Raw genomic sequence first — 20,686 nt, forward strand, 5'->3', positions numbered from 1 at the left:
CCGCGGCTTTTGCTGCCGCGCCCTCTGCGGGGGGATTAAACCGTAACCGCAACTCCGCAAGAATCGGGTCGGTGGGGCGGGAGCGGAGCGCTACTTTTGGCTTATGCTTACCGCCGAAACCGCCAGCCCCGATTACCAGCGCATTGCGCAGGCCATTCGCTTTCTGGAAGCCAACTTCCGCCGCCAGCCCAGCTTGGAGGAAATAGCCGAAGCGGTGCACCTGAGCCCGTTTCACTTTCAGCGCCTGTTCAGCGAGTGGGCCGGCATCAGCCCCAAGCGCTTCGTGCAGTACCTCACGGCTGATTTTCTGAAGGCCCGGCTGGCTGCGGCCGGCAACCTGACCGAAGCCGCCGAGGCGGCCGGCTTATCCGCGCCCTCGCGCCTGCACGATTTGTTTGTGACCCTGGAGGCCGTGACCCCGCACGAATACCGCAGCGGCGGTGCGGGCGTGCGCATAGGTTACGGCGTGCACGCTACGCCCTTCGGGCCGGCGCTGCTGGCGACTACCGAGCGCGGCATCTGCGGCCTACACCTGCTCGATGCGGCCCTCCCCGATGCCGAGCTGGCCCTACGCGCGCTGCAGAAAAGCTGGCCAAATGCCGTGCTCGTGCCCGATGCCGACCGCACGGCCCCCTTGCTGGCGCAGGCTTTGGTCCCTGCCAGCGGCCGTCCGTTGCATCTGCTAGTACGCGGCACCAACTTTCAGGTGAAAGTGTGGGAAGCCCTGCTGCGGGTGCCCAGCGGGCAGGTGGTCAGCTACCAGCACGTGGCCCAGGCCATTGGTCAGCCCAAAGCCTTACAGGCGGTGGGTTCGGCGGTGGGTGCTAATCCGGTGGCGCTGCTGATTCCCTGCCACCGCGTTATCCGTAAGGAGGGCGTGCTGGGAGAGTACCGCTGGGGCTCGGTCACCAAAAAGGCGCTGATCGGCTGGGAAATGGCGCGGGCCGAGCAGGTAGCCGATCAACTGAATGTAGAGCCAGCTGCGTTGTCAGAAGGGAATACCCCGGAATAGCGGCCGCACGTCGACGCCGAGCTGCGCCTGCACGTCCGTTTGCAACTGTTGCAGAAACACCTGGCCGGCCCGCGCAAACTCGGATTCCAGTACCGTGAGGCTGCTTACGTCGCGGCCGGCGCTGCCCCAGGACAGGGTAATGCCCTCGGCCTGACGCCGAATTGTTAGGGCCGGCGACGCTTCGAACTCGTCGATAACCAGGCGGGCTTCGTCCAGTGGCGCCGGGCGGTACGCCTGCCAGTGGTGCAGCAGGGCTGCCAGGCGAAATAACGGAAAGTCCTCCTGCAGAAAGGGTTGGCCCTGCTCCGCAATGGTCAGCTTGCCGTCGAGCAGGTACCAAAGCGCGGCCGCGGGCGAGCTAGCCATCTGCGCCGCGGTGGGCTGCTGCGAAAAAGAGGGGTAGGTAAACTGCACCTTACTGCTGGGTCAGGGCGTAGGCCAGCAGGTTGGCGCCCATGCGCAGGGCCTCTTCGTGCTTTTCCACCGGGTCCTTGTACACTTCGGGGTCCTCCCAGCCGTTGCCCAGGTCGCACTCGTAGCTGTAGAAGCACACCAGGCGGCCTTTGTAAATCAGCCCAAAACCCTGCGGACGCTTGCCGTCGTGCTCGTGCACTTTGGGCAGGCCCTTGGGAAAGGGAAACTTTTGGTGGTAAACGGGGTGGGTGAAAGGCAGCTCCACGAAGTCCAGCTCCGGGAACACCTTCTTCATCTCGGGGCGGATGTACTTATCGAGGCCGTAGTTGTCGTCGATGTGGAGAAAGCCGCCGCCGAGCAGGTAGCGGCGCAGGTTTTTGGCTTCCGCATCGGTAAAGGTGACGTTGCCGTGGCCCGTCATGTGCACGAAGGGGTACTGCAGCAGCGTGGCCGAACCGGGCTCCACCGTGGCCTCCTCGGGCGCAATGTTGGTTTTGAGCGTCTGATTGCAGAAGCGGATCAGGTTCGGCAGCGAGGTTTTGTTGCCGTACCAGTCGCCCCCGCCGCCGTACTGCAGGCGGGCTATCTGGAAGCTATACGACGGGCCCGGCGCCGCTGCCGCGAGGGGCAGAAGCAGCACGAGCACAAGCAGAAGGCGGGAAAGGAACTTCATGAGGATAGGCAAAGCGGAAACGACCGGCAAATCAGGTGGCATACGGCCGGAGGCGGCGGCCGGTGTACCGGGTGCGGCCGCCGTCCGAATCTACTGACAACCGAACGGCTAGACTAATTCCCGCACCACGTGCACCGTGTGGCAGGCGGCCAGGGCGGCCGTTTCGGTGCGCAGGCGCGTCTGGCCCAGCGTCACGGGCCGAATGCCGCGGGCCAGCGCCAACTCGATTTCGTCGGGGGTAAAGTCGCCTTCGGGGCCGATAAGGATGCAGCAGCCAGCGCCGGCGGCCGCTACTTGCGGCAGCGAAGTCCGCTCGCCCTCGGCCAGGTGGGCAATAAAGGTGGTGGCGGGCTCGATGGTGCGCACAAAGGCCGCGTAGTCCGTCAGCTCATCCAGCTGAGGTAGCCAGGCCTGGCCCGACTGCTTCAGGGCGCTGACGGCAATGCGCTCCAGCCGATCCAGCTTCAGCTCGCGCCGCTCGGAGCGGGCCGCGCGCAGGAAGCTGAGCCGGTCAATGCCGATTTCGGTGGCTTTTTCCACCAGCCATTCCATCCGGTCCAGGTTTTTGGTGGGCGCCACGGCCACGTGCACGAAGTAGAGCCGGCGCTCCACCCGCTGCTCGGCGGTAATGCGTAGCTGGCAGCGCTTGGGGTTGTCGTCGGCCACTTCGGCCTGGTACAGCCCGCCGCGCCCATCCACTAGCTCCACCGCGTCGCCCGGCTGCAGGCGCAGCACCCGCACGGCGTGCTTGCTTTCGTCTTCGGGCAGGGTGTAAGTGGGGCCAGCGAGGTCGGGGGCGTAGAAGGTATGGGGCATGGGGCAAAAATAAGCCGTGTGCCGTTGTGCGGACCCGGCGGAGCCGTGTCGCAGCCCGAAGCCGGTGTCGAAAACCGGGCTCAGACGGCTAACTGGTCCCAAAAGACCACTTTGCCCTCGCGCTGGCGGACGAACTTTACGGCCCCGTCCTGCGACACGACGATGACCAGACAATCCGTTGAGGCGAAACACAGGCGGTAGGCGGCCCGGTGCCGGGTCCCACCGGTATCCACGGCTTCGGCCCGCAGCGCTACCGCATCCACGTCCAGGGCCCGGTAAACGCAGTTGGTGGAAATCAAGGGCGCGTGAATTTCCACGCCGAACCCGGCTACATCCAGGCGGCTGCTGAGCACGGCGGCCCCGTCCACGCCCATCAGGTCGGCCAGCACTTCGGCAAACTCGTCCAGCTGCTGCCGCAGAGCCCGCAAGGCACCGTCCGCCGTTTCCTGGTACTGGCTCCAGCTGGTCAGCCCCAGCTGCCGGGTTCGTTGCAGGATAGCCTCGAACAGCGCGCTGTACTGCCCGCCCGTGCCCAGGGCCTGAACGCGGTACTTGGGGCGCAGCAAGCCGCTCGGGCCCATCAGCTCGTCGACGGCGGGGGCCGGCACCAGTACCAGCATGCCCCCGTGCCGCTCACTGCGCACCCGCGTGATGGCCCGGCGCAGCAGGTGCATAACCATTGCTTCGGCTATTTCGGCGGTGTCCTGCGAGTTGTAGGTGAAGTACTTCCGCGTCCAGGCCGCGGGGAAGTGCAGAAAGCCGTGCCCTTCGATGCGGCCCTGTTGCAGCGTTAGCACCCGAGTCCGGCCGCAGTAAAATACCAGCCCACCGGGGGCACGCACGTGCAGCACCAGGGCCGGCGGCAGCGAATCGGCGGGGGCGTATCCGTCCTCGGCTTCCTGCTCCCAGGGCGAGCTGGTCAGCAGCATGCCCCAGATCTGCAAGGAAGTCTGAGCTGCCTCGCTGACGGCCAACAGGCTGCTGCTGCGCTGCACCGTAGGGCTTAGGCGGCGCAGTTCCTGTTCGTTGCAGGCGCGCGGGTGCGACAAGGCCAGTACGTGCGTGCCGTGGCTGTTGTCGGCGTGCACCACGGCCTGGTCCGGCGGTAGAAAAATCAGGTGGGAGTGCACGGGCCGCCCTTCTTCGCTGAGCAGGCTGGCCTGATAGGCAACGGAGATAAGCGAAATCAGCAGGGCAAGCGGCGGCAGCGGCAAGCCCTGGGCCGGCCACCGGCCCTGCAAGGCAACGGCGACGTCCGGGGGGTAATAATGCTGATCCATTCGGGGCAAAGGGCTAGGGTAACTACTGTGCGCAGCATCGGCTGGCACGAGGTGCTGGGGCTTACGTGTACGGAACAGTCCCGGCGGTAGCAAAAACAACTTGGTAGTGCTGCCCGGAACGGGCAGCACAAGCAGCAGGGACGTTGCTGCGGGAGCCGGTATCCGATCTGTTCGCGCTATTCCCTAGGCCTTTACACAAGCACTGCGGCCGGCGCAGCGTCGATAGTCGACGCTGCGCCGGCCGCAGTGCGTTGGCGGGGCTGCTTAGTTGAGGGCCTTGTTCAGCACCTCGGCCAGGCGGATGCCGCCCTGCTGCAGGCGCAGATTTACCTCCGCGATGTGCTTTTTGTAGTACTCCGTGTCGAGCTTGGTGCCGGTGGTGGCTTCGGCGTACTGCTGGGTGCTGATCAAATACGACTCGAACAGCCACTGTTCCGGGCGGGCCTGGGCCCACTGTTCGGCCAGGGCCTTATCGGGGTGGTCGTATTCGGCGGCCATTCTGTCGTCGGAGAGGCCTTGAGCGTGAATCAGGCCGCTGTCCCACATGCGGTGCAGGTTGGTGCCCTCGCCCTGAAACTGCAGCTGAATATCGTTGCCGCCCTTGTCTTCGGCCCGGCTTACGTGCATGGGCTCGTGGATGTCGCCCACCAGGTGCACCACAAACTTCAGCGCGTCGAGACGCTTTTCGCGGGCCTGCTTTTTATCGGCGAGGATTTTCAGGTTGTCGTTGAGGGCCTGGTAAGCGTTGGCCTCCGTCTTGGCTTTCAGCTGCTTTTCGAAGTCGGCGTAGCCAAAGCCCAGCGGCAGGTTGACGAAGTGCCAGGGGCCGGTGCCCTTGTACTCGGGCTTGTTGCGCACCTCGTCGGCCCAGGAGGCCACGTCGGCAATGGATTGTTCGCCGAGCAGCTCTTTGATTTGCGCCTGGGCTTTGCGGGAGAGGTGTTTCTGGGCAATCAGGGCAATGGTGCGGTGCCCTTCGTGGCCCCAGGCCGAGGCCGAGTGAGCGGAAAGCAGCAGCAGCGCTGCAGCAGTAAGCGGGGAGGCCGCCCGGGTGAAGCGGCGCAGTAAGCGGGACAAAGAACGCATGGCAATAGGGAAAAAGAGCTTACTGACGCAGCTGGCGCGGCAGAAGCTGCACAAAGGTCCGGCAAAATTTTTTCGCATCGAAGCCGCTGGGCCGTCGTAGAAGAAAGCTTACAGCCCGTCATCTTTAAATCCACACCCAACCCCACAACCAATGGCCCTGAAACTAAAGAAGCTCAAAGACCAGGTTATCGTCATCACCGGCGCCTCCTCCGGCATCGGCCTCGTTACGGCGCGCATGGCCGCCAAGAAAGGCGCCAAGCTGGTGCTGGCCGCCCGCTCGGAAGAAGCCCTGCGCCGGCTTGTGCAGGAAATCGAGCAGGAGGGTGGCCAGGCCGTGTACGTGGCCATCGACGTGGCCCAGCCCGCGGCCGCCCGCACCATTGCCGACAAGGCGCAGCAGGCTTTCGGCGGCTTTGATACCTGGATCAACAACGCCGGCGTGAGCATCTACGGCAAGGTGGAGGAGACGCCCATCGAGGACATGCGCCAGCTGTTCGAAGTGAATTTCTGGGGCCTGGTTCACGGCTCGCTGGAAGCGGTGAAGCACCTGAAAAGCCGCGGTGGGGCCCTGATCAACGTCGGCAGCATCCTCTCCGACATCACGGCCATTCTGCAGACGGTTTATTCGGCCAGCAAACACGCCGTGAAAGGTTTTACCGACGGCCTGCGCATGGAGCTGGAAATGGAGGGCGCTCCGGTATCGGTCACGCTGATTCAGCCCGCGGCCATTGACACGCCGTACCCCATCCACGCCAAAAACTACATGGAGCGCGAGGCTAAGCACGCGCCGCCCGCTTACGCCCCCGAAACCGTGGCCCGCGCCATCCTGCACAGCTGCGCCGCGCCCGAGCGCAACGTGGTAGTCGGCGGGGGCGGCCGCGCCATGATTGGCATGGAGCACTGGACGCCCGCGCTGCTCGATAAGTTTATGGAAAAGTCGTTCTCGAAGCAGGAAAAGGCCGATTACGCCCCACGCCCCCTGCACGAAAACGCTCTGGATAAGCCCATGGGCAGCCTCGAAGAGCGCGGCAACTACGATGGTCACACCCGCGAAACGAGCTATTACACCGAAGCCGTGACCAGCAAAAGCCCCGTGCTAAAAACGGCCTTGGCCGTGGGCGCCGGCTTGGCGCTGGCCACCTGGCTGAGCAAAACGCGCAGCTACAGCGCCAGTGGGGGCAGCGGCTCGGTTGGCAACGGCTACCACCCCCGCAGCACTCCCGACGACGGCCGCCCCGCGAGCTACGCCGCCGGCTTGAATAACCCAAGCTCGGCGGGCAGCGCCCCGGCAGGGCACGACCACCGCTATTCCACGCAAACCCGCCACGAGGATCTGCCTTAGTAAGGCCAAATTAAAGCCCCGTAATCAACCCGCCCCGTTGCCCAATCCGCAGCGGGGCGGTGTTGTTTAGGGCAGCTGATCCAAAGAATGCCGGCGGGCCAAAAGAGAGCGTAGTTAGGCTACGAGGAACATTTGGCGCGGCGCTGCTGGGCTGCTAACTTGGGCGTCCTACTTGTTTTCGCTTGCTATGCTGCGCGTTAAATACAGTCACCAACGAGCTACCGAATTGTTTCGGCAGGGCCAAACGCCCCAGGAGGTCAGCCAAATGCTGGTGGAAGAGGGCGCTACCCCAGCCGAGGCGCCGGATTTGGCCCGACAGTATTACCGCAATTTCCTGCTGTACCACTTGGAGGAGCAGCGCAAACGCAGCAAAGACGCCGATATGCAGAAAACGATTGGGGCGGTGCTGCTCGGGGCCGGCGTAGTTTTCAACGTGCTACTGTACTTGCTCATGGACGGCGAAACGTACGTAGTGTTCTACGGCGTGCTCGTCGGGGGCCTGATCTGGCTGATGCGCGGCATCAACGCCAAGAGCCAAGCCGAAGCCAACATCGACCGGCTGACGAAGAAATTTGAGCTAGCCGGTAAAACGCTCGCATGAGCTCAGGGGGATCTAGCAAGCGTTGCTGCCGTTTGAATAGGTGACGACCTACGCCTTCAACTGCGGGCCTGGCTGCTCGTCCAAGGCCACGCCGCCGAGCAAGAGTAAAACGCTCCAGCGCTACTCTAAAAGCCCAAAAAGCCCCGCCGGCAACTGCCAGCGAGGCTTTTCTGGTGAGTGAATGGATTTACGGGAGCGGAAAGCTTAGGCGCCGGCTTCGACGGCTACTTTGGGGGCGCCGGCCAGGATTTCCTCGCTGGCGAAATCGGCAAATCGTTGGAAGTTGGCCACGAACTTCTCGGCCAGGTCGGCGGCCGTTTTGTCGTAGGCTTCTTTATCGGTCCAGGTGTTGCGCGGGTCGAGGATTTCGGCCGGCACGCCGGGCACGGCGGCCGGAACTTCCACGCCAAACACCGGGTGCTTGTGGAAGTCCACGCCTTCGAGCTGGCCTTCCAAAGCGGCCGTAATCATGGCGCGGGTGTAACCAAGCTTCATGCGCGAGCCCACGCCGTAGCTGCCACCCGACCAGCCGGTGTTTACCAGCCACACGTTCACCTCGGGGTGCTCTTCCATTTTCTGGCCCAGCATCTCGGCGTATTTGGTGGGGTGTAGGGGCAGGAATACCTGACCGAAGCAGGCAGAGAAGGTCGTTTGCGGCTCGGTCACGCCCATTTCGGTACCGGCTACCTTGGCGGTGTAGCCCGACATGAAGTGGTACATGGCGTGCGACTTGTCCAGCTTGCTGATGGGCGGAATCACGCCAAAAGCGTCGGCCGTGAGGAAGAAGATGTTCTTCGGTACGCCGGCCACCGAGGGCTCCACCGCGTTGGGGATGTAGTGGATGGGGTAGGCCGTGCGGGTGTTTTCCGTCACCGATTTGTTGGCGTAGTCCACCGTGTGGGTGCCCGGCAGGAAGCGGGTATTCTCCACAATGGAGCCGAACTTGATGGCATCCCAGATTTCGGGCTCCTTCTCGCGGCTCAGGTCAATCACCTTGGCGTAGCAGCCGCCCTCGAAGTTGAAGATGCCCGCGTCGCCGGGCATCCAGCCGTGCTCGTCGTCGCCCACCAGCCCGCGGTTGGGGTCCGCGGAGAGGGTGGTTTTGCCCGTGCCCGAGAGGCCAAAGAAGATGGCCGTGTCGCCGTCCTTGCCCACGTTGGCCGAGCAGTGCATGGCCAGCGTGTTGTGCGCGTGGGGCAGCAGGTAGTTCAGCACCCCGAAAATGCCCTTCTTCATCTCGCCGGCGTAGCCCGTGCCGCCGATCAGAATCATTTTCTTCGAGAAGTTCAGGATGGCGAAGTTGGCCTGGCGGGTGCCGTCCACAGTCGGATCGGCCTCGAAGCCGGGGGCGCAGATGATCGAAAAGTCCGGCGTCCACGACGTGTCAGCGCCTTCCTCGGGGCGCAGGAACATGTTGTAGCAGAACAGGTTGTGCCAGGCCAGCTCGTTTACCACGCGCAGCTTCAGCTGGTAGTCGGGGTGGGCCCCGGCGTAGGCGTCGCGCACGTAGATTTTCTTGTCGGCCAGGTACTGCACCATCTTCTCGTGCAGCTGGTCAAATTTCTGCGGGTCGAAGGCGATGTTGATGTCGCCCCACCACACGGTGTCGGCGGTGTGGTCGTCCTTCACCACGAAGCGGTCCTTGGGCGAGCGGCCGGTGAACTTGCCCGTATCGGCCATCAGGGCGCCGGTATCGGTCAAGGTGCCTTCCCCGTTCTTGAGCGCCTCTTCCACCAGTTCGGCGGGCGTCAGGTTCAGGCACACCTCCTTGGCTTGGCTGATGCCCAGCGGGTTGAGGCGGTTCATGGCGTCGGTGGAAGCAGCGGTTTCCATCATAAGCGCAGAAATGTGGGAATGAAATTGGGGTGGGAATGGGAGAATATTGGAACAAAAGTAGGCGAAAAAGCCAAAGTGCCGCAAACGTTTGCGCTAACACTTGTAAGCCACCTAACGGTATCAGGACTGCAAAAGATTTAGTAGATTTACCCGTAAGCCCCAGCCCGCCTACAGCGGCTGCAGGGCGTTTTTTCCACCATTCCATTCTCTTACCACTCCTTCCTTCCCGCACTCATGCAAGTAGCCACCGCTCAGGCGCCGCCGCCGACTCCCACCAGCACCGGGCACCCGAAGGGCCTGTACGTGCTCTTCGCCACTGAAATGTGGGAGCGTTTCAGCTATTACGGCATGCGCGCCCTGTTGTCGCTGTATATGATCAAGGCCCTCCTGATGAACAAGGAGATGTCCTCGCTCATTTACGGCAACTACACCAGCCTCGTCTACCTCACGCCGCTGCTCGGGGGCTACGTGGCCGACCGGTACTGGGGCAACCGCCGCTCGATTCTGGTGGGCGGCCTGGTGATGGCTCTGGGCCAGTTCGCGCTGTTCTTCAGTGCCTCGTTCTACCAGGCTGGCCAAACGGCCGTGCCCTCGGCCCAGCTGCTGTTGTTCTTCCTGGGCCTGGGCTGCTTGATCTTCGGCAACGGTTTCTTCAAACCCAATATTTCCTCGATGGTGGGTACGCTGTACCCGGCCGGCGATAAGCGTATCGACGCGGCCTACACCATCTTCTACATGGGCATCAACCTCGGCGCCTTCTTTTCGCCGCTGGTCTGCGGTACCCTGGGCGACACCGGCAACCCCGCCGACTTTAAGTGGGGCTTCCTGGCGGCCGGTTTCGGTATGCTGCTCGGCACGCTCACCTTTGAGCTGTTTAAGAACAAGTACGTGGTAACGGCCACGGGCGCCCCGCTGGGCGCCAAGCCCGAGCGCAGCGTGGCACACGCCTCGCAGGTGCCCGCCGATACCGCCGCTCCGGTGCGTAGCGAAACCATTGCGCAGCCGGCTCCCAAGGGCTTCGCCAGCAAGCTGCCCATGCTCCTCGGCATCTTCGTGGTGGTGTACGCCGCCATTGCTTGGCTGATGAACTACGACTGGGTCGGTGCCCTCGTCTTCTCGGCCATGATTGTGATGCCCATGGCTGTACTGGCCGATTCGTCGCTGACCAGCCGTGAGCGGGAAAAGATCTACGTGATTCTGATTCTGAGCTTCTTCGTAATCTTTTTCTGGGGCGCCTTCGAGCAAGCCGGCGCTTCGCTGACCTTCTTCGCCGACGAGCAAACCAACCGCCAGCTGACCGATACCTATACCGTGCCGGCGTCGTTCTTCCAGTCGGCCAACGCGCTGTTCATCATTGTCTTCGCGCCGGTATTTGCCGTGCTGTGGGGCGCGCTGGGCCGCAGCGAGCCTTCCTCGCCGCTCAAAATGTCCATCGGCCTGATGCTGCTGGCTGTGGGCTACCTCATCATTGCCTTCGGGGTGAAAGGCGTCGACGCCAATACCAAGGTGAGCATGTTCTGGCTCATCACCATGTACCTGCTGCACACCTTCGGCGAGTTGTGCTTGTCGCCCATCGGCCTGGCGCTGGTGAATAAGCTGGCTCCGGCCCGCTTCGCCTCGCTGCTGATGGCCGTGTGGTTTCTGGCTACCGCCGCTGGCAACAAGCTGGCTGGTGTGCTGTCGGGCCTGTACCCGGCCGGCCCCGGCGAGTTTGCCAAGGCGCAGAAGGAAGGCATCGACCTGCCTGCCATCCTGAACGGTACCCAGCAGGCTACGCCCGAAGTGGTAGAGAAGCTGAAAGGGCTGGAAATTCCTTACCAGTGGCCTTCGTTCGTGGGTTTCCAGATCCACAACCTCTACGAGTTCTTCATGATCTTCGTGGTACTGTCGGCCGCCGCGTCGCTGATTCTGTTCGTCATCTACCGCAAGCTGACGAAGATGATGGACGAGCCAGTAGCTCCGGTAGCCTAATAAGTCTGTTTCGCAACCCATAAAAAAGCCCAGCCGGTGTACCGGCTGGGCTTTTTTATGGGCTTCAGGCTCCTCAACGCGTCCAGACCAGGGCACTCAGCACGAGCGGCAGCACGTGCAGCACCGTGCCGAGAAAAAGCAGCGCCGTGAGTACGTGCACCAAGCGCACGTTGACGCGTAGGAAAATTAACTGCTCGATGAGCCGCCCCAGCCAGAATACGGCCATGCTGCCCAGCAGGAAGCGCCCGAGGCTGGTGCTGAGCAACTCTTCAGGAAAGCCGAAGCACAAGGCGGCAAACACGCCGAACACGTACATCAGGCGCAGGTTCAGGATGGACACGATGGCCCGGTTGTAATACTTGAGCTTGCGCAGCTGCTTGTGCCAGCGAAACAGCTGCCAGAACGCCGCATGAAATGCGAGCAATGCCAGGTTGTAAACGCCGCACAGGAAAAGCAGGATGTCGGGCATACGCATTATGGAGCAGCGGGAGCAATACCGTATAAAACGTAAGACACCGCTGCCGCAGCCAAAACAAAAAGCCCCGCCGGCGTACTGCCAGCGGGGCTTTTTCAATAAACCAGAGCCGGAAAGCTCGGGTCGGCTGACTTACATCATGCCGCCCATGCCACCCATGCCGCCCATACCAGCAGCACCGGCGCCACCGCCTTTCTCTTCTTCGGCTTCTTCCGAAATTACGCACTCAGTCGTCAGCAGCAGGCCGGCGATGGAAGCAGCGTTTTCGAGGGCCAGACGCGTTACCTTGGTCGGGTCGAGGATACCAGCGGCCATCAGGTTTTCGTAGCGGTCCTCGCGGGCGTTGTAGCCGAAGTCGCCTTGGCCGTCGCGCACTTTCTGCACCACTACCGAGCCTTCGCCACCAGCGTTAGCCACGATGGTGCGCAGCGGAGCTTCCAGGGCCGTGCGGATGATGTTCACGCCGGTGCGCTCGTCGCTGTTGATGGTGTCAACGGCTTCCAGCGAATCCAGGGCGCGCACCAGGGCTACGCCGCCGCCGGGTACCACGCCTTCCTCAACGGCGGCGCGGGTAGCGTGCAGCGCGTCGTCCACGCGGTCTTTCTTCTCCTTCATTTCCACCTCGGTCGAAGCACCGATGTAGAGGATGGCTACGCCGCCCGAGAGCTTGGCCAGGCGCTCCTGCAGCTTCTCCTTGTCGTAGTCCGAGGTCGTCGTCTCGATCTGGGCCTTGATCTGGCCTACGCGAGCCTGAATGTCCTCTTTGCCACCTTTGCCATTGACAACGGTCGTGTTGTCTTTGTCAACGATGATTTTCTCGGCCTGGCCGAGGTAGTCGAGCGTAGCGTTGTCGAGCTTGTAGCCGCGCTCTTCCGAGATAACCGTGCCGCCGGTCAGGGCTGCAATGTCCTCCAGCATCGCCTTGCGACGGTCGCCAAAGCCCGGAGCTTTCACGGCGGCAATCTTCAGCGAGCCGCGCAGCTTGTTTACCACCAGCGTAGCCAGGGCCTCACCGTCCACGTCCTCGGCGATGATCAGCAGGGGCTTGCCCGTCTGCACCACTTGCTCGAGCACCGGCAGCAGCTCCTTCATGGTGCTGACCTTCTTGTCGTAGATCAGGATGAAGGGCGAGTCCAGCTCCACTTCCATCTTCTCCGCGTTGGTCACGAAGTAAGGGGAGAGGTAGCCGCGGTCGAACTGCATGCCTTCCACCGTCTTCACTTCCGTCTCGGTGCCGCGGGCTTCTTCCACGGTGATGACGCCTTCCTTGCCCACTTTGTCCATGGCGTCGGCAATCATTTTGCCGATTTCCTGGTCGTTGTTGGCCGAAATGGTGCCTACCTGGGCAATTTCCGACGAGTTTTCAATCTTCTTCGACTGCTGCTTCAGGTTAGCCACTACGGCCAGAACAGCCTTGTCGATGCCGCGCTTCAGGTCCATCGGGTTGGCGCCGGCCGCGACGTTCTTCAGGCCAGCGCGGTAGATGGCTTGGGCCAGTACCGTAGCGGTGGTGGTGCCGTCACCAGCCTGGTCGGCGGTTTTCGAGGCAACTTCCTTCACCAGCTGAGCGCCCATGTTTTCGATGGGGTCCTTCAGCTCGATTTCTTTGGCGACGGTCACGCCGTCCTTGGTGATGCTCGGAGCACCGAACTTCTTGTCGATAACCACGTTGCGGCCTTTCGGGCCCAGGGTTACCTTCACGGCGTTAGCCAGTTTATCTACGCCGGCAACGAGCTTGTTGCGGCCTTCGATGTCAAATTGAACGAGTTTAGCGGCCATTGGGCTGTGCTATTGATGTTTTAGGCGGGAGGTGACTTACAGGATGGCGAAGATGTCCGACTCCTTCATGATGAGGTAGTCCTGACCGTCAACGGTGATTTCGGTGCCGGCGTACTTGCCGTACAGCACTTGGTCGCCTACCGATACCTGGGGCTTAACCAAGCTGCCGTTGTCGGCCACTTTGCCTTCGCCTACGGCTACTACTTCGCCGCGCTGCGGCTTTTCCTTGGCCGTATCGGGGATGATGATGCCCGACTTGGTTTTTTCTTCGGCGGCGGCCGGGGCGACAATCACGCGGTCGGCCAGCGGTTTGATGCTAACTGCCATACTGCTGGTGTTAGGTTTGGTATGTTGAATGGAGGGAAAAGACTACTGGGAGTCGGCAGCGGCTGGGCACTTCTTGTGCCAGCCCTGCAAAAGCTGACAGAATGCACCCGTACGGGGAACTTTCTGCCGGAGTTGTCGCACCCCGACCTGACAAACCCTGACAGGACGGCGGCCCGGTTGCGGCGGCGCAAGTATAGGCATCTGCTGGCGCATACCCGAAAAAAGAACCGGCGGCTCTTCGCTGATGCGAAAAGCCGCCGGTGTGCGGGTCAAGTGCCGAAGCTTATTGGGCCGGGGTAGCAGCCGGAGTGGGCTGAGCGGGTGCGGCGGCGGGAGCCGTTGCGCCGGGCTGTTGCTGAGCCGGAGCGGCGGCACCGCCGGGGGCCGGGGCGCCAGGCAGCGCGGGCGAAGCAGGCAGACGGGCTTCCATGGCTTTCTGCTGGTTGACGCTGCGTACCGGGCCGTTGCCCGAGCTGCTCAGTGCTACGTTGGAGGCCAGGGCCAGTACCATCAGGGCAATGGCAAAGCCCCAGGTCAGGCGCTCCAGCAGGTCGCCGGTGCGCTTCACGCCCATGAGCTGGGCCGTGCCGCCGGCCGAGAAACCACCGGCCAGGCCGCCGCCCTTCGAGTTTTGGGCCAGTACCACCAGGGCCAGCAGCAAGCAGACGAAGAGGGCAAGAATGATAATAGCGGTGTACATCTACTCCGGTTGTTGGGTCAGTAAGTCAATTTGAGCGGCAAAATACGCCTTTTTTTCCGGCTGCCGCTGCATCAGCTGCTCGTAAATTTCAATGGCCCGTGCCGTTTTGCCCTGTTTGACCATGATTTTGGCTAAGCTTTCGGAAGCCAGGCTGGGCGGGGCGCTGGTGCTGCGCACCGAAAGGTCCGCTTGGGGAGCGTCGGTCGGGGCAGGCCGGGCAGCAGATTTAATGCGCGGCTGACTGCGCAAAAACTTATCAATAAGCACCAGGGAAGATGGCGCTGCGGGGGCAGCCGGGCGATGCGCTGCCAGGTGCGCCAGCAGCAGCGTGTCGGGGGGCCAGTTGGCGGTGCCGGGCAGGTCTTCCGTCAGCTCGGCGTCGCGCAGCGTGAGGCAGGCACCGAAGCGGCTGCCCGCAGCCAAGGCGTAGGCTAGGTGCTCGTCGGCGCGGAACGGCGGCATAGCCGTGGACGCGGGCTCCTCCGGCAGTTCGGGCAGCTGGTATACCGGGCTAGGCTCGGGGGCTTCGCCCAGGCCAAACTCAAAGCGTGAACTGCCCGCTTCTACAGGCGGCCGGATGGGCGGGGCGGCGAGTGGTAGCTCGTCGGCTGCCGGTAGGACAGTGGTTGATGAATCTGCCGAAACGGGCAGCAAAGCCAGGTCAGCGGACAATGTCACGGCCAGCGGAGCCGCTTCGTCTGCGCTAACGGGAGCAACGGCTAGCCCGGCGTTTTCGGCCATTTCCGCGGCCACCGGTTCGTTTTCCTCCCGGGTTTCTGCTACAATTGCCTCGGGTGCAGTTCCCACCAAGGCCGGCGTTTCATCGGCCGTAGCATCCGCGGTCGGCAATTCTACTGGTTCAAAAGCAGCGGGTTCCGCTACTGAATCGTCAGGTGCCGGCTGCTCCGCAACTACTTCCTCGACGAGAACCGGGCTAACCTCATCCGGGCCATCGGTAATTGCCACCGGTTCCTCGGCTGCGGTGGGCATTGGGGCTTCCTCTACTGGCTCTTCAAATGCAGAGTCAGCAAAAGCCTGGCTTTCGGGAGCAAGGGACGTCGCTATGATTGCCGGCGCAGGTTCGGCAGCCGCAGCCGCTTCGGGCTCGGCAACTGCGGGCGCGGGCACTGTTGGGGTCAGCTCTATCAGCTGGCGCAGCAACTCCCGGTCCGAAGCGTAGGTGGCGGCGCGGCGCAGGCGCTGGCCTGCCAGCATGCTGCCGCGGTCGTGGGCGGCTTTGGCCAGCAGCAGGTGCGCGGTTTGGCAGTACGGAAAAGCCGTGGCCAGTTGCTCCAGTTCCCGGACTTCGGCCTCCGAAATGCCGGTTGCGTGGTCCAGTAGGTGTAGCAGAGTGGCACGGTTCATCCGGCGGACTGATTAAAAAGGCTTGGGAGGAAGGACGTTAGCCGCTACTGGCAAGCAGGGCCATAGTTCCCGACGGGCAGCGGCGCGGCGAAGAGGGGCGCAACATTACGGCAATTTACCCAATTCACCGCCTCAGAACCGCGAAATCAGCTACCAGTTGGCCACCGATTTATTGAAGACGTCGGTGATGATGCGGTCCGTGATGCGGCGGTTGGCCACGGGGTCGTTCACGATGTTGGCCACGTTTTCGGTAGCCCCAAAGTCGGCGTTGCTTTGGAAGGTTTGCTCGAAGTCCTGCTTGGGGTCCTTCGTGTTGGTGAACTTCATGCGGACCTGAATGGTCAGGCGGTTGATGCCTGCCTGGTCGCGGCCATCGGTGCTCTGGATAGCCGCCGGCGCGAAATCGTACGCCACAATCTGGCCATCGAACTGCAAGTCGCCGTCGCGCGGCACCAGTTTCAGCGTGGTGTTGCGCAGAAAGTAGTCCTTGATATCCTCCGTGAAGCGCTGCGTCAGAAACGACGGCCCGTTGGAGGCGTTGTTCTGAATCGGGGCAATGGAGAAGGTCTTGATCTGCGTATAATCGATGCTGGTGCCGGTAAACGAATACACGCCGCAGCCGGCCAGCGGCCACAGGCTCAGCAGCAGTACCATCAGCAGGCCTACCCGGCTGCCGCGCTTATTCCAAATCATATTGTTTGAGTTTGCGGTACAGCGTACGCTCCGAAATGCCCAGGTCCTGCGCCGCGTACTTGCGCTTGTTGTGGTGCTTTTTCAGGGCTTTGATAATCATTTCCTTTTCCTTGGCCTCCAGCGACAGGCTTTCCTCCTCGGTTTCGTGCGTGATGTCCTCCACGCGCTGCACTTCGTCGTCTTCCTCGTAATCAGCGGTGGGCTGCGTACTGATAATGAAGGGCTCGGTGGGCTCGGCCGGCCGGGCCGTGAGGCGTGCGCCGCCGTCGTAGGGCGCCACACTCAGGTTGGTAAACAAATGGCTGTTTTGGCGCACAAGTTCCTGCGCCTGCCCCGCGTCGCCGTTGCGGGCCGAGCCGGCGGCCACCTCCAGCACCAGACGCTTCAGGTCGGTCATGTCGCGGCGCATGTCGAAGAGTACCTTGTAGAGCAGGTCGCGCTCGGAAAGGCCCTGCGGAGCGGTGCCGTCGGCGGTGGCGCCGAGCAGCATGGGCAGGTTGGAGGACTGGTCTTGCGGCAGGTACTGGCGCAGGCGGCGGTTGTCCACCTCGCGCTCCGTTTCCAGCACCGACATCTGCTCAGCAATGTTCTTGAGCTGGCGGATGTTGCCGGGAAAGCGGAAGCGCTGCAATTCCTGCACCGCGTCGGACGAGAGGGTGATGGGCTTGACGCGGTAGCGCTCGGCAAAGTCAGTAGCAAACTTGCGGAACAGCAGGTAGATATCGTCGCCCCGGTCGCGCAGCGGCGGCACGGTGATGGGCACCGTGTTGAGGCGGTAGTACAGGTCTTCGCGGAAGCGCCCTTCCTGCACCGCGTTGAGCAGGTTCACGTTGGTGGCGGCCACCACGCGCACGTCGGTCTTTTGGACCTTGGAAGAGCCCACGCGGATAAACTCGCCGTTTTCGAGCACGCGCAGCAGGCGGGCCTGGGTACCCAGCGGCATCTCGCCGATTTCGTCGAGGAAGATGGTGCCGCCGTTGGTCACCTCGAAGTAGCCCTTACGAGCCTCGGTAGCGCCTGTAAACGAGCCTTTTTCGTGGCCGAACAACTCCGAGTCGATAGTGCCCTCCGGAATGGCGCCGCAGTTGACGGCAATGAACTGCCCGTGCTTGCGCGGCGACAGGGCGTGGATAATCTTGGAAAACGATTCCTTACCCGAGCCGCTTTCGCCCGTGATGAGCACCGTCATGTCGGTGGGGGCTACCTGCGCCGCCACCTGAATGGCGAAGTTCAGCGAGGGCGCATTACCGATGATGCCGAAGCGCTGCTTGATGCTCTGGATTTCGGAAGGAGTCAAGTCTGGAAGTGGGTTTTCGTGGGGTAGACGCTGGGCGGCGAGAAATATTTTACGTCGCCGCAAAAATGACGGCTGGGCAATAGGGCGCCCGCAAAAAAAGTTATCCTGAGCGCCGCGAAGGTCCTTCGGTGCGCTCAGGATGACAGGCGCGGGGAACTTACGCTACCGCGTTGCCGAGCAGAGTGGTGCTCGTGCACTCGTGCACGAGCACGTTCACGTAGTCACCTTTTTTGAAGTGCTGGCGCGGGAAAATGACCACCTTATTCTGGTCGTTGCGGCCGCTCAGGTGCTCCTCGCTGCGCTTGGAAACGCCTTCTACCAGCACGCGGTGCACCTTGCCCACGGCCTGCTGGCTGCGGATAAGCGAGTGTTTCTGCTGCAGGTCAATAACTTCCGTTAGACGGCGCTTTTTCACGTCCAGCGCAATGTCGTCCTGCAGCTTGCGGGCCGCCAGGGTGCCGGGGCGCTCCGAGTAGTAGAACATGTAGGCCATGTCGTACTTCACCAGCTCCATCAGGCTGAGCGTCTGCTGGTGCTCTTCCTCGGTTTCGGAGCAAAAGCCGGTAATCATGTCGGTGCTGATGCCGCAGTCTTCGCCCAGAATGCGGCGGATGGCCGCTACGCGGTCGAGGTACCACTCCCGGTCGTAGGTGCGGTTCATCAGCTTGAGCACCCGCGAGTCGCCGCTCTGGGCCGGCAGGTGGATGTAGTTGCACACGTTGTCGTATTTGGCCATCGTGTACAGCACCTCGTCGGTGATGTCCTTGGGGTGCGAGGTGGAGAAGCGTACCCGCAGCTCGGGGCTCACCAAGGCCACGCGCTCCAGCAGGCCGGCGAAGTTTACGAACTCGCTGCCATCCTCCGACTGCCACTTGTAACTGTCTACATTCTGGCCCAGTAGCGTGACTTCCTTGAAGCCTTTGTTGAACAAGTCCTGGGCTTCCTGCACGATGCTGTGTGCGTCGCGGCTCCGCTCGCGGCCGCGGGTAAAGGGCACCACGCAGAACGAACACATGTTGTCGCAGCCGCGCATGATGCTGATGAAGGCCGTGATGCCGTTGGAGTTCAGGCGCACCGGCGTAATGTCAGCGTAGGTTTCCTCCCGGCTCAGCAGCACGTTCACCGCCCGCTGCCCGTTGTCCACCTCCTTGATCAGGCGCGGCAGGTCGCGGTAAGCGTCGGGGCCGACCACGAGGTCCACAATCTGCTCTTCCTCCAGAAACTTGCTCTTCAGACGCTCAGCCATGCAGCCCAGCACGCCCACGAGCAGGCCCGGGCGCTTGCGCTTGTGGGCGTTGATCTGCTGCAGGCGCTGGCGCACGGTGATTTCCGCCTTCTCGCGGATGGAGCAGGTGTTCAGCAGCACCAGATCGGCCTCGGCCAGCTCGGTGGTCGTGTCAAAGCCTTCGTCGTACAGAATGCTCGACACAATTTCGGAGTCGGAGTAATTCATCTGGCAGCCGTAGCTCTCGATGTAGAGCCGGCGCTGCCGCCCGGTGTTGGTGGCCTCGGTTACGCGCACATCGGCGGGCAGCTGGTTGGCGGCCGGCGCGGGGGCGTTATCCAGAAAATCGAGCGTAAGCAGGGGTTGAGACATGGCCTCGAAAAATCAGCGTAAGGAGGGCAAAGGTACGGCTTCCGGGGGAGAAATGACAGTTTGGCAGTCAGAGGAAGCGCTGATTAGGTAAACTGCTGGAGGACTGATTGTTCTTTCGGATAGCCAAGAACGGCTAATCACCTAGCCGTTTGACTGTTCTAGAATTTGGCTGCCCAGCACTTCCAGCATGGCCTGCGCTTTCAACAGGCATTCGTCGTATTCGCGTTCCGGAACGGAGTCGTAGGTAATGGCCGAGCCGACCTGGAACGAAAGGTATCCCGTGTCGGTGCGGTACTGCAGGGAGCGGATGACTACGTTGAAGTCGAAGTCGCCACCAGGCCAGATGTAGCCGAAGCAACCGCTGTAGAGGCCCCGGCGGCTGCGTTCGTACTGCTCAATGAGCTGCATGGCACGTACTTTGGGCGCCCCGGTCATCGAGCCCATTGGGAAAGTGGCCCGCAGCACGGCCTCCACATCCTCTTCGGGGCGCAACTCGGCTTCGACAGTTGAAATCATCTGCCAAACGTGCCGGAAGGGATAAAGGCCGAACAGCTCGGGCACCCGCACGGTACCGGTGCGGGCCACGCGGGCGAGGTCGTTGCGCACCAAATCCACTATCATCAGGTTCTCGGCCCGTTCTTTTTCGTCATGCAGCAGGCGTTGGCGCTGGGCCTCGTCGGTAGCGGGCGTGGTGCCGCGGCGGATGGTGCCCTTGATGGGCTGCGAAACGATGGTGGAGCCTTGGCGCGCCAAAAATCGCTCGGGTGAAGCGCAGAGCAGGTAATGGTCGTGGTAGCGGCAGAAGCCAGCAAAGGGCGTGGGCGAGGCGGCATTGAGCTGCTCGAAGACGCTGAGCGGGTCTAACGCAACGCGCTCAGCGTAAAACTCCTGGCAGAGGTTCAGTTCGTACACCTCACCGTTAAGAATGTCTTCCTGCACGGCCGCCACGGCCCGCAGATAGTCTGCTTTGGCCATGCGCGGCCGCAGCTGCGGCCCGGCCGGAGGCTGCGAACCAGGCAGCGCGGTGGCCAGAATCTGCTGCAGCGTGGCTGCGGGAGCGGTTCCGTGAATGGTCACGGCGGCTGCTTCCCAACATAGCCACGTGTGTGGAGTGAAAAAATGCAGCTGCGGCCAGGCCAGCCCGGTGGGGTTGAGGCTGTGCAGCGCCTCAATTTCGTTTTTGACGTCGTAGGTCAGAAAACCGCAGCGCGGCGCCTCCATCGCGGAGCCGGACAGCCAGGGACGCAGCTCCGCCAACGCGGTGGGGGCGACCGTAGCGGCATCGGCTACGGCCAGCAGGCGGCTAAAAGAGCCGCGCGGGTAGGGCAGGTCGTTGGAATCGAAGTAGGCGCAGTGCACAAAAGCCGCCGCCCAGCGCAGGGCGCGGGCCCGGAAATCGGCAGGCAACTCGGACAAGGGAAC

The 20,686-nt window shown here is 62.5% G+C and carries 19 protein-coding genes; 4 read left to right on the plus strand and 15 right to left on the minus strand.

Translation table 11 applies throughout. The features are described 5' to 3' along the window. The first annotated feature begins 103 nt into the window (after positions 1 to 103). Positions 104 to 1,012, plus strand: coding sequence for a bifunctional transcriptional activator/DNA repair enzyme AdaA (locus tag B0919_RS08845; protein WP_078011870.1), 909 nt, complete (start codon positions 104 to 106; stop codon positions 1,010 to 1,012). Here B0919_RS08845 and B0919_RS08850 read toward each other — a convergent pair. The 5 genes from B0919_RS08850 to B0919_RS08870 form a co-directional block, all read right to left on the minus strand. Continuing rightward, a complete protein-coding gene (locus B0919_RS08850) occupies positions 989 to 1,426 on the minus strand; it encodes a hypothetical protein (RefSeq protein WP_078011871.1) in 438 nt (145 codons plus the stop codon). The two genes, B0919_RS08845 and B0919_RS08850, sit on opposite strands and share 24 nt — an antisense overlap. A gap of 1 nt (position 1,427) precedes the next feature. Beyond that, a complete protein-coding gene (locus B0919_RS08855) occupies positions 1,428 to 2,099 on the minus strand; it encodes a DUF4159 domain-containing protein (protein ID WP_078011872.1) in 672 nt (223 codons plus the stop codon). 108 nt (positions 2,100 to 2,207) lie between these two features. Beyond that, entirely contained in the window at positions 2,208 to 2,915 is a 708-nt protein-coding gene (locus B0919_RS08860) for a 16S rRNA (uracil(1498)-N(3))-methyltransferase (protein WP_078011873.1), read from the minus strand. A gap of 80 nt (positions 2,916 to 2,995) precedes the next feature. After that, the gene (locus tag B0919_RS08865; RefSeq protein WP_078011874.1) at positions 2,996 to 4,195 is read right to left on the minus strand and encodes a putative sensor domain DACNV-containing protein; all 1,200 of its coding nucleotides are present in this window, start codon (positions 4,193 to 4,195) and stop codon (positions 2,996 to 2,998) included. 264 nt (positions 4,196 to 4,459) lie between these two features. Next, complete coding sequence (locus B0919_RS08870) at positions 4,460 to 5,281, minus strand: S1/P1 nuclease (RefSeq protein ID WP_176132939.1); 822 nt, start codon at positions 5,279 to 5,281, stop codon at positions 4,460 to 4,462. A gap of 151 nt (positions 5,282 to 5,432) precedes the next feature. Here B0919_RS08870 and B0919_RS08875 point away from each other — a divergent pair, with 151 nt between their 5' ends. After that, complete coding sequence (locus B0919_RS08875; protein ID WP_078011876.1) at positions 5,433 to 6,623, plus strand: SDR family oxidoreductase; 1,191 nt, start codon at positions 5,433 to 5,435, stop codon at positions 6,621 to 6,623. A 187-nt stretch (positions 6,624 to 6,810) separates the two neighbouring features. Beyond that, positions 6,811 to 7,224 (plus strand): hypothetical protein, encoded by a 414-nt coding sequence (locus tag B0919_RS08880; protein WP_139362012.1) that lies wholly within the window; start codon positions 6,811 to 6,813, stop codon positions 7,222 to 7,224. Positions 7,225 to 7,428: 204 nt separating this feature from the next. Here B0919_RS08880 and pckA read toward each other — a convergent pair whose 3' ends face one another. Next, the gene (gene pckA / locus B0919_RS08885) at positions 7,429 to 9,057 is read right to left on the minus strand and encodes a phosphoenolpyruvate carboxykinase (ATP) (protein WP_410503620.1); all 1,629 of its coding nucleotides are present in this window, start codon (positions 9,055 to 9,057) and stop codon (positions 7,429 to 7,431) included. 237 nt (positions 9,058 to 9,294) lie between these two features. On the opposite strand from pckA, the gene B0919_RS08890 reads away from it, so the two are divergent. Further along, positions 9,295 to 11,031, plus strand: a complete 1,737-nt coding sequence (locus tag B0919_RS08890) for a peptide MFS transporter (RefSeq protein ID WP_254846524.1) — start codon at positions 9,295 to 9,297, stop codon at positions 11,029 to 11,031. Positions 11,032 to 11,104: 73 nt separating this feature from the next. Here B0919_RS08890 and B0919_RS08895 read toward each other — a convergent pair whose 3' ends face one another. The 9 genes from B0919_RS08895 to B0919_RS08935 form a co-directional block, all read right to left on the minus strand. Next, positions 11,105 to 11,500, minus strand: a complete 396-nt coding sequence (locus B0919_RS08895; protein ID WP_217701017.1) for a hypothetical protein — start codon at positions 11,498 to 11,500, stop codon at positions 11,105 to 11,107. A 138-nt stretch (positions 11,501 to 11,638) separates the two neighbouring features. Beyond that, the gene (groL, locus tag B0919_RS08900) at positions 11,639 to 13,285 is read right to left on the minus strand and encodes a chaperonin GroEL (RefSeq protein ID WP_078011880.1); all 1,647 of its coding nucleotides are present in this window, start codon (positions 13,283 to 13,285) and stop codon (positions 11,639 to 11,641) included. A 36-nt stretch (positions 13,286 to 13,321) separates the two neighbouring features. Continuing rightward, positions 13,322 to 13,612, minus strand: a complete 291-nt coding sequence (groES, locus tag B0919_RS08905) for a co-chaperone GroES (RefSeq protein WP_078011881.1) — start codon at positions 13,610 to 13,612, stop codon at positions 13,322 to 13,324. Between the two features lie 283 nt (positions 13,613 to 13,895). Beyond that, positions 13,896 to 14,312 carry a preprotein translocase subunit SecG gene (gene secG, locus B0919_RS08910; protein WP_078011882.1) on the minus strand — a complete coding sequence of 139 codons (417 nt, stop codon included), beginning with the start codon at positions 14,310 to 14,312 and terminating at the stop codon, positions 13,896 to 13,898. Then, positions 14,313 to 15,677, minus strand: a complete 1,365-nt coding sequence (locus B0919_RS08915; protein WP_078011883.1) for a hypothetical protein — start codon at positions 15,675 to 15,677, stop codon at positions 14,313 to 14,315. A gap of 150 nt (positions 15,678 to 15,827) precedes the next feature. After that, complete coding sequence (gene lptE / locus B0919_RS08920; protein WP_254846525.1) at positions 15,828 to 16,370, minus strand: LPS assembly lipoprotein LptE; 543 nt, start codon at positions 16,368 to 16,370, stop codon at positions 15,828 to 15,830. Next, positions 16,357 to 17,667, minus strand: coding sequence for a sigma-54 interaction domain-containing protein (locus B0919_RS08925; RefSeq protein WP_078011884.1), 1,311 nt, complete (start codon positions 17,665 to 17,667; stop codon positions 16,357 to 16,359). Before B0919_RS08925 ends, lptE begins: the two co-directional genes overlap by 14 nt. A 157-nt stretch (positions 17,668 to 17,824) precedes the next feature. Beyond that, complete coding sequence (gene miaB / locus B0919_RS08930; RefSeq protein WP_078011885.1) at positions 17,825 to 19,264, minus strand: tRNA (N6-isopentenyl adenosine(37)-C2)-methylthiotransferase MiaB; 1,440 nt, start codon at positions 19,262 to 19,264, stop codon at positions 17,825 to 17,827. A gap of 141 nt (positions 19,265 to 19,405) precedes the next feature. Next, positions 19,406 to 20,680: an anthranilate synthase component I family protein gene (locus B0919_RS08935; RefSeq protein WP_254846526.1), complete on the minus strand. Its 1,275-nt coding sequence runs from the start codon at positions 20,678 to 20,680 to the stop codon at positions 19,406 to 19,408. Positions 20,681 to 20,686: the final 6 nt, after the last annotated feature.

It is taken from the genome of Hymenobacter sp. CRA2, from assembly GCF_002007105.1.
Taxonomy (GTDB): domain Bacteria; phylum Bacteroidota; class Bacteroidia; order Cytophagales; family Hymenobacteraceae; genus Solirubrum.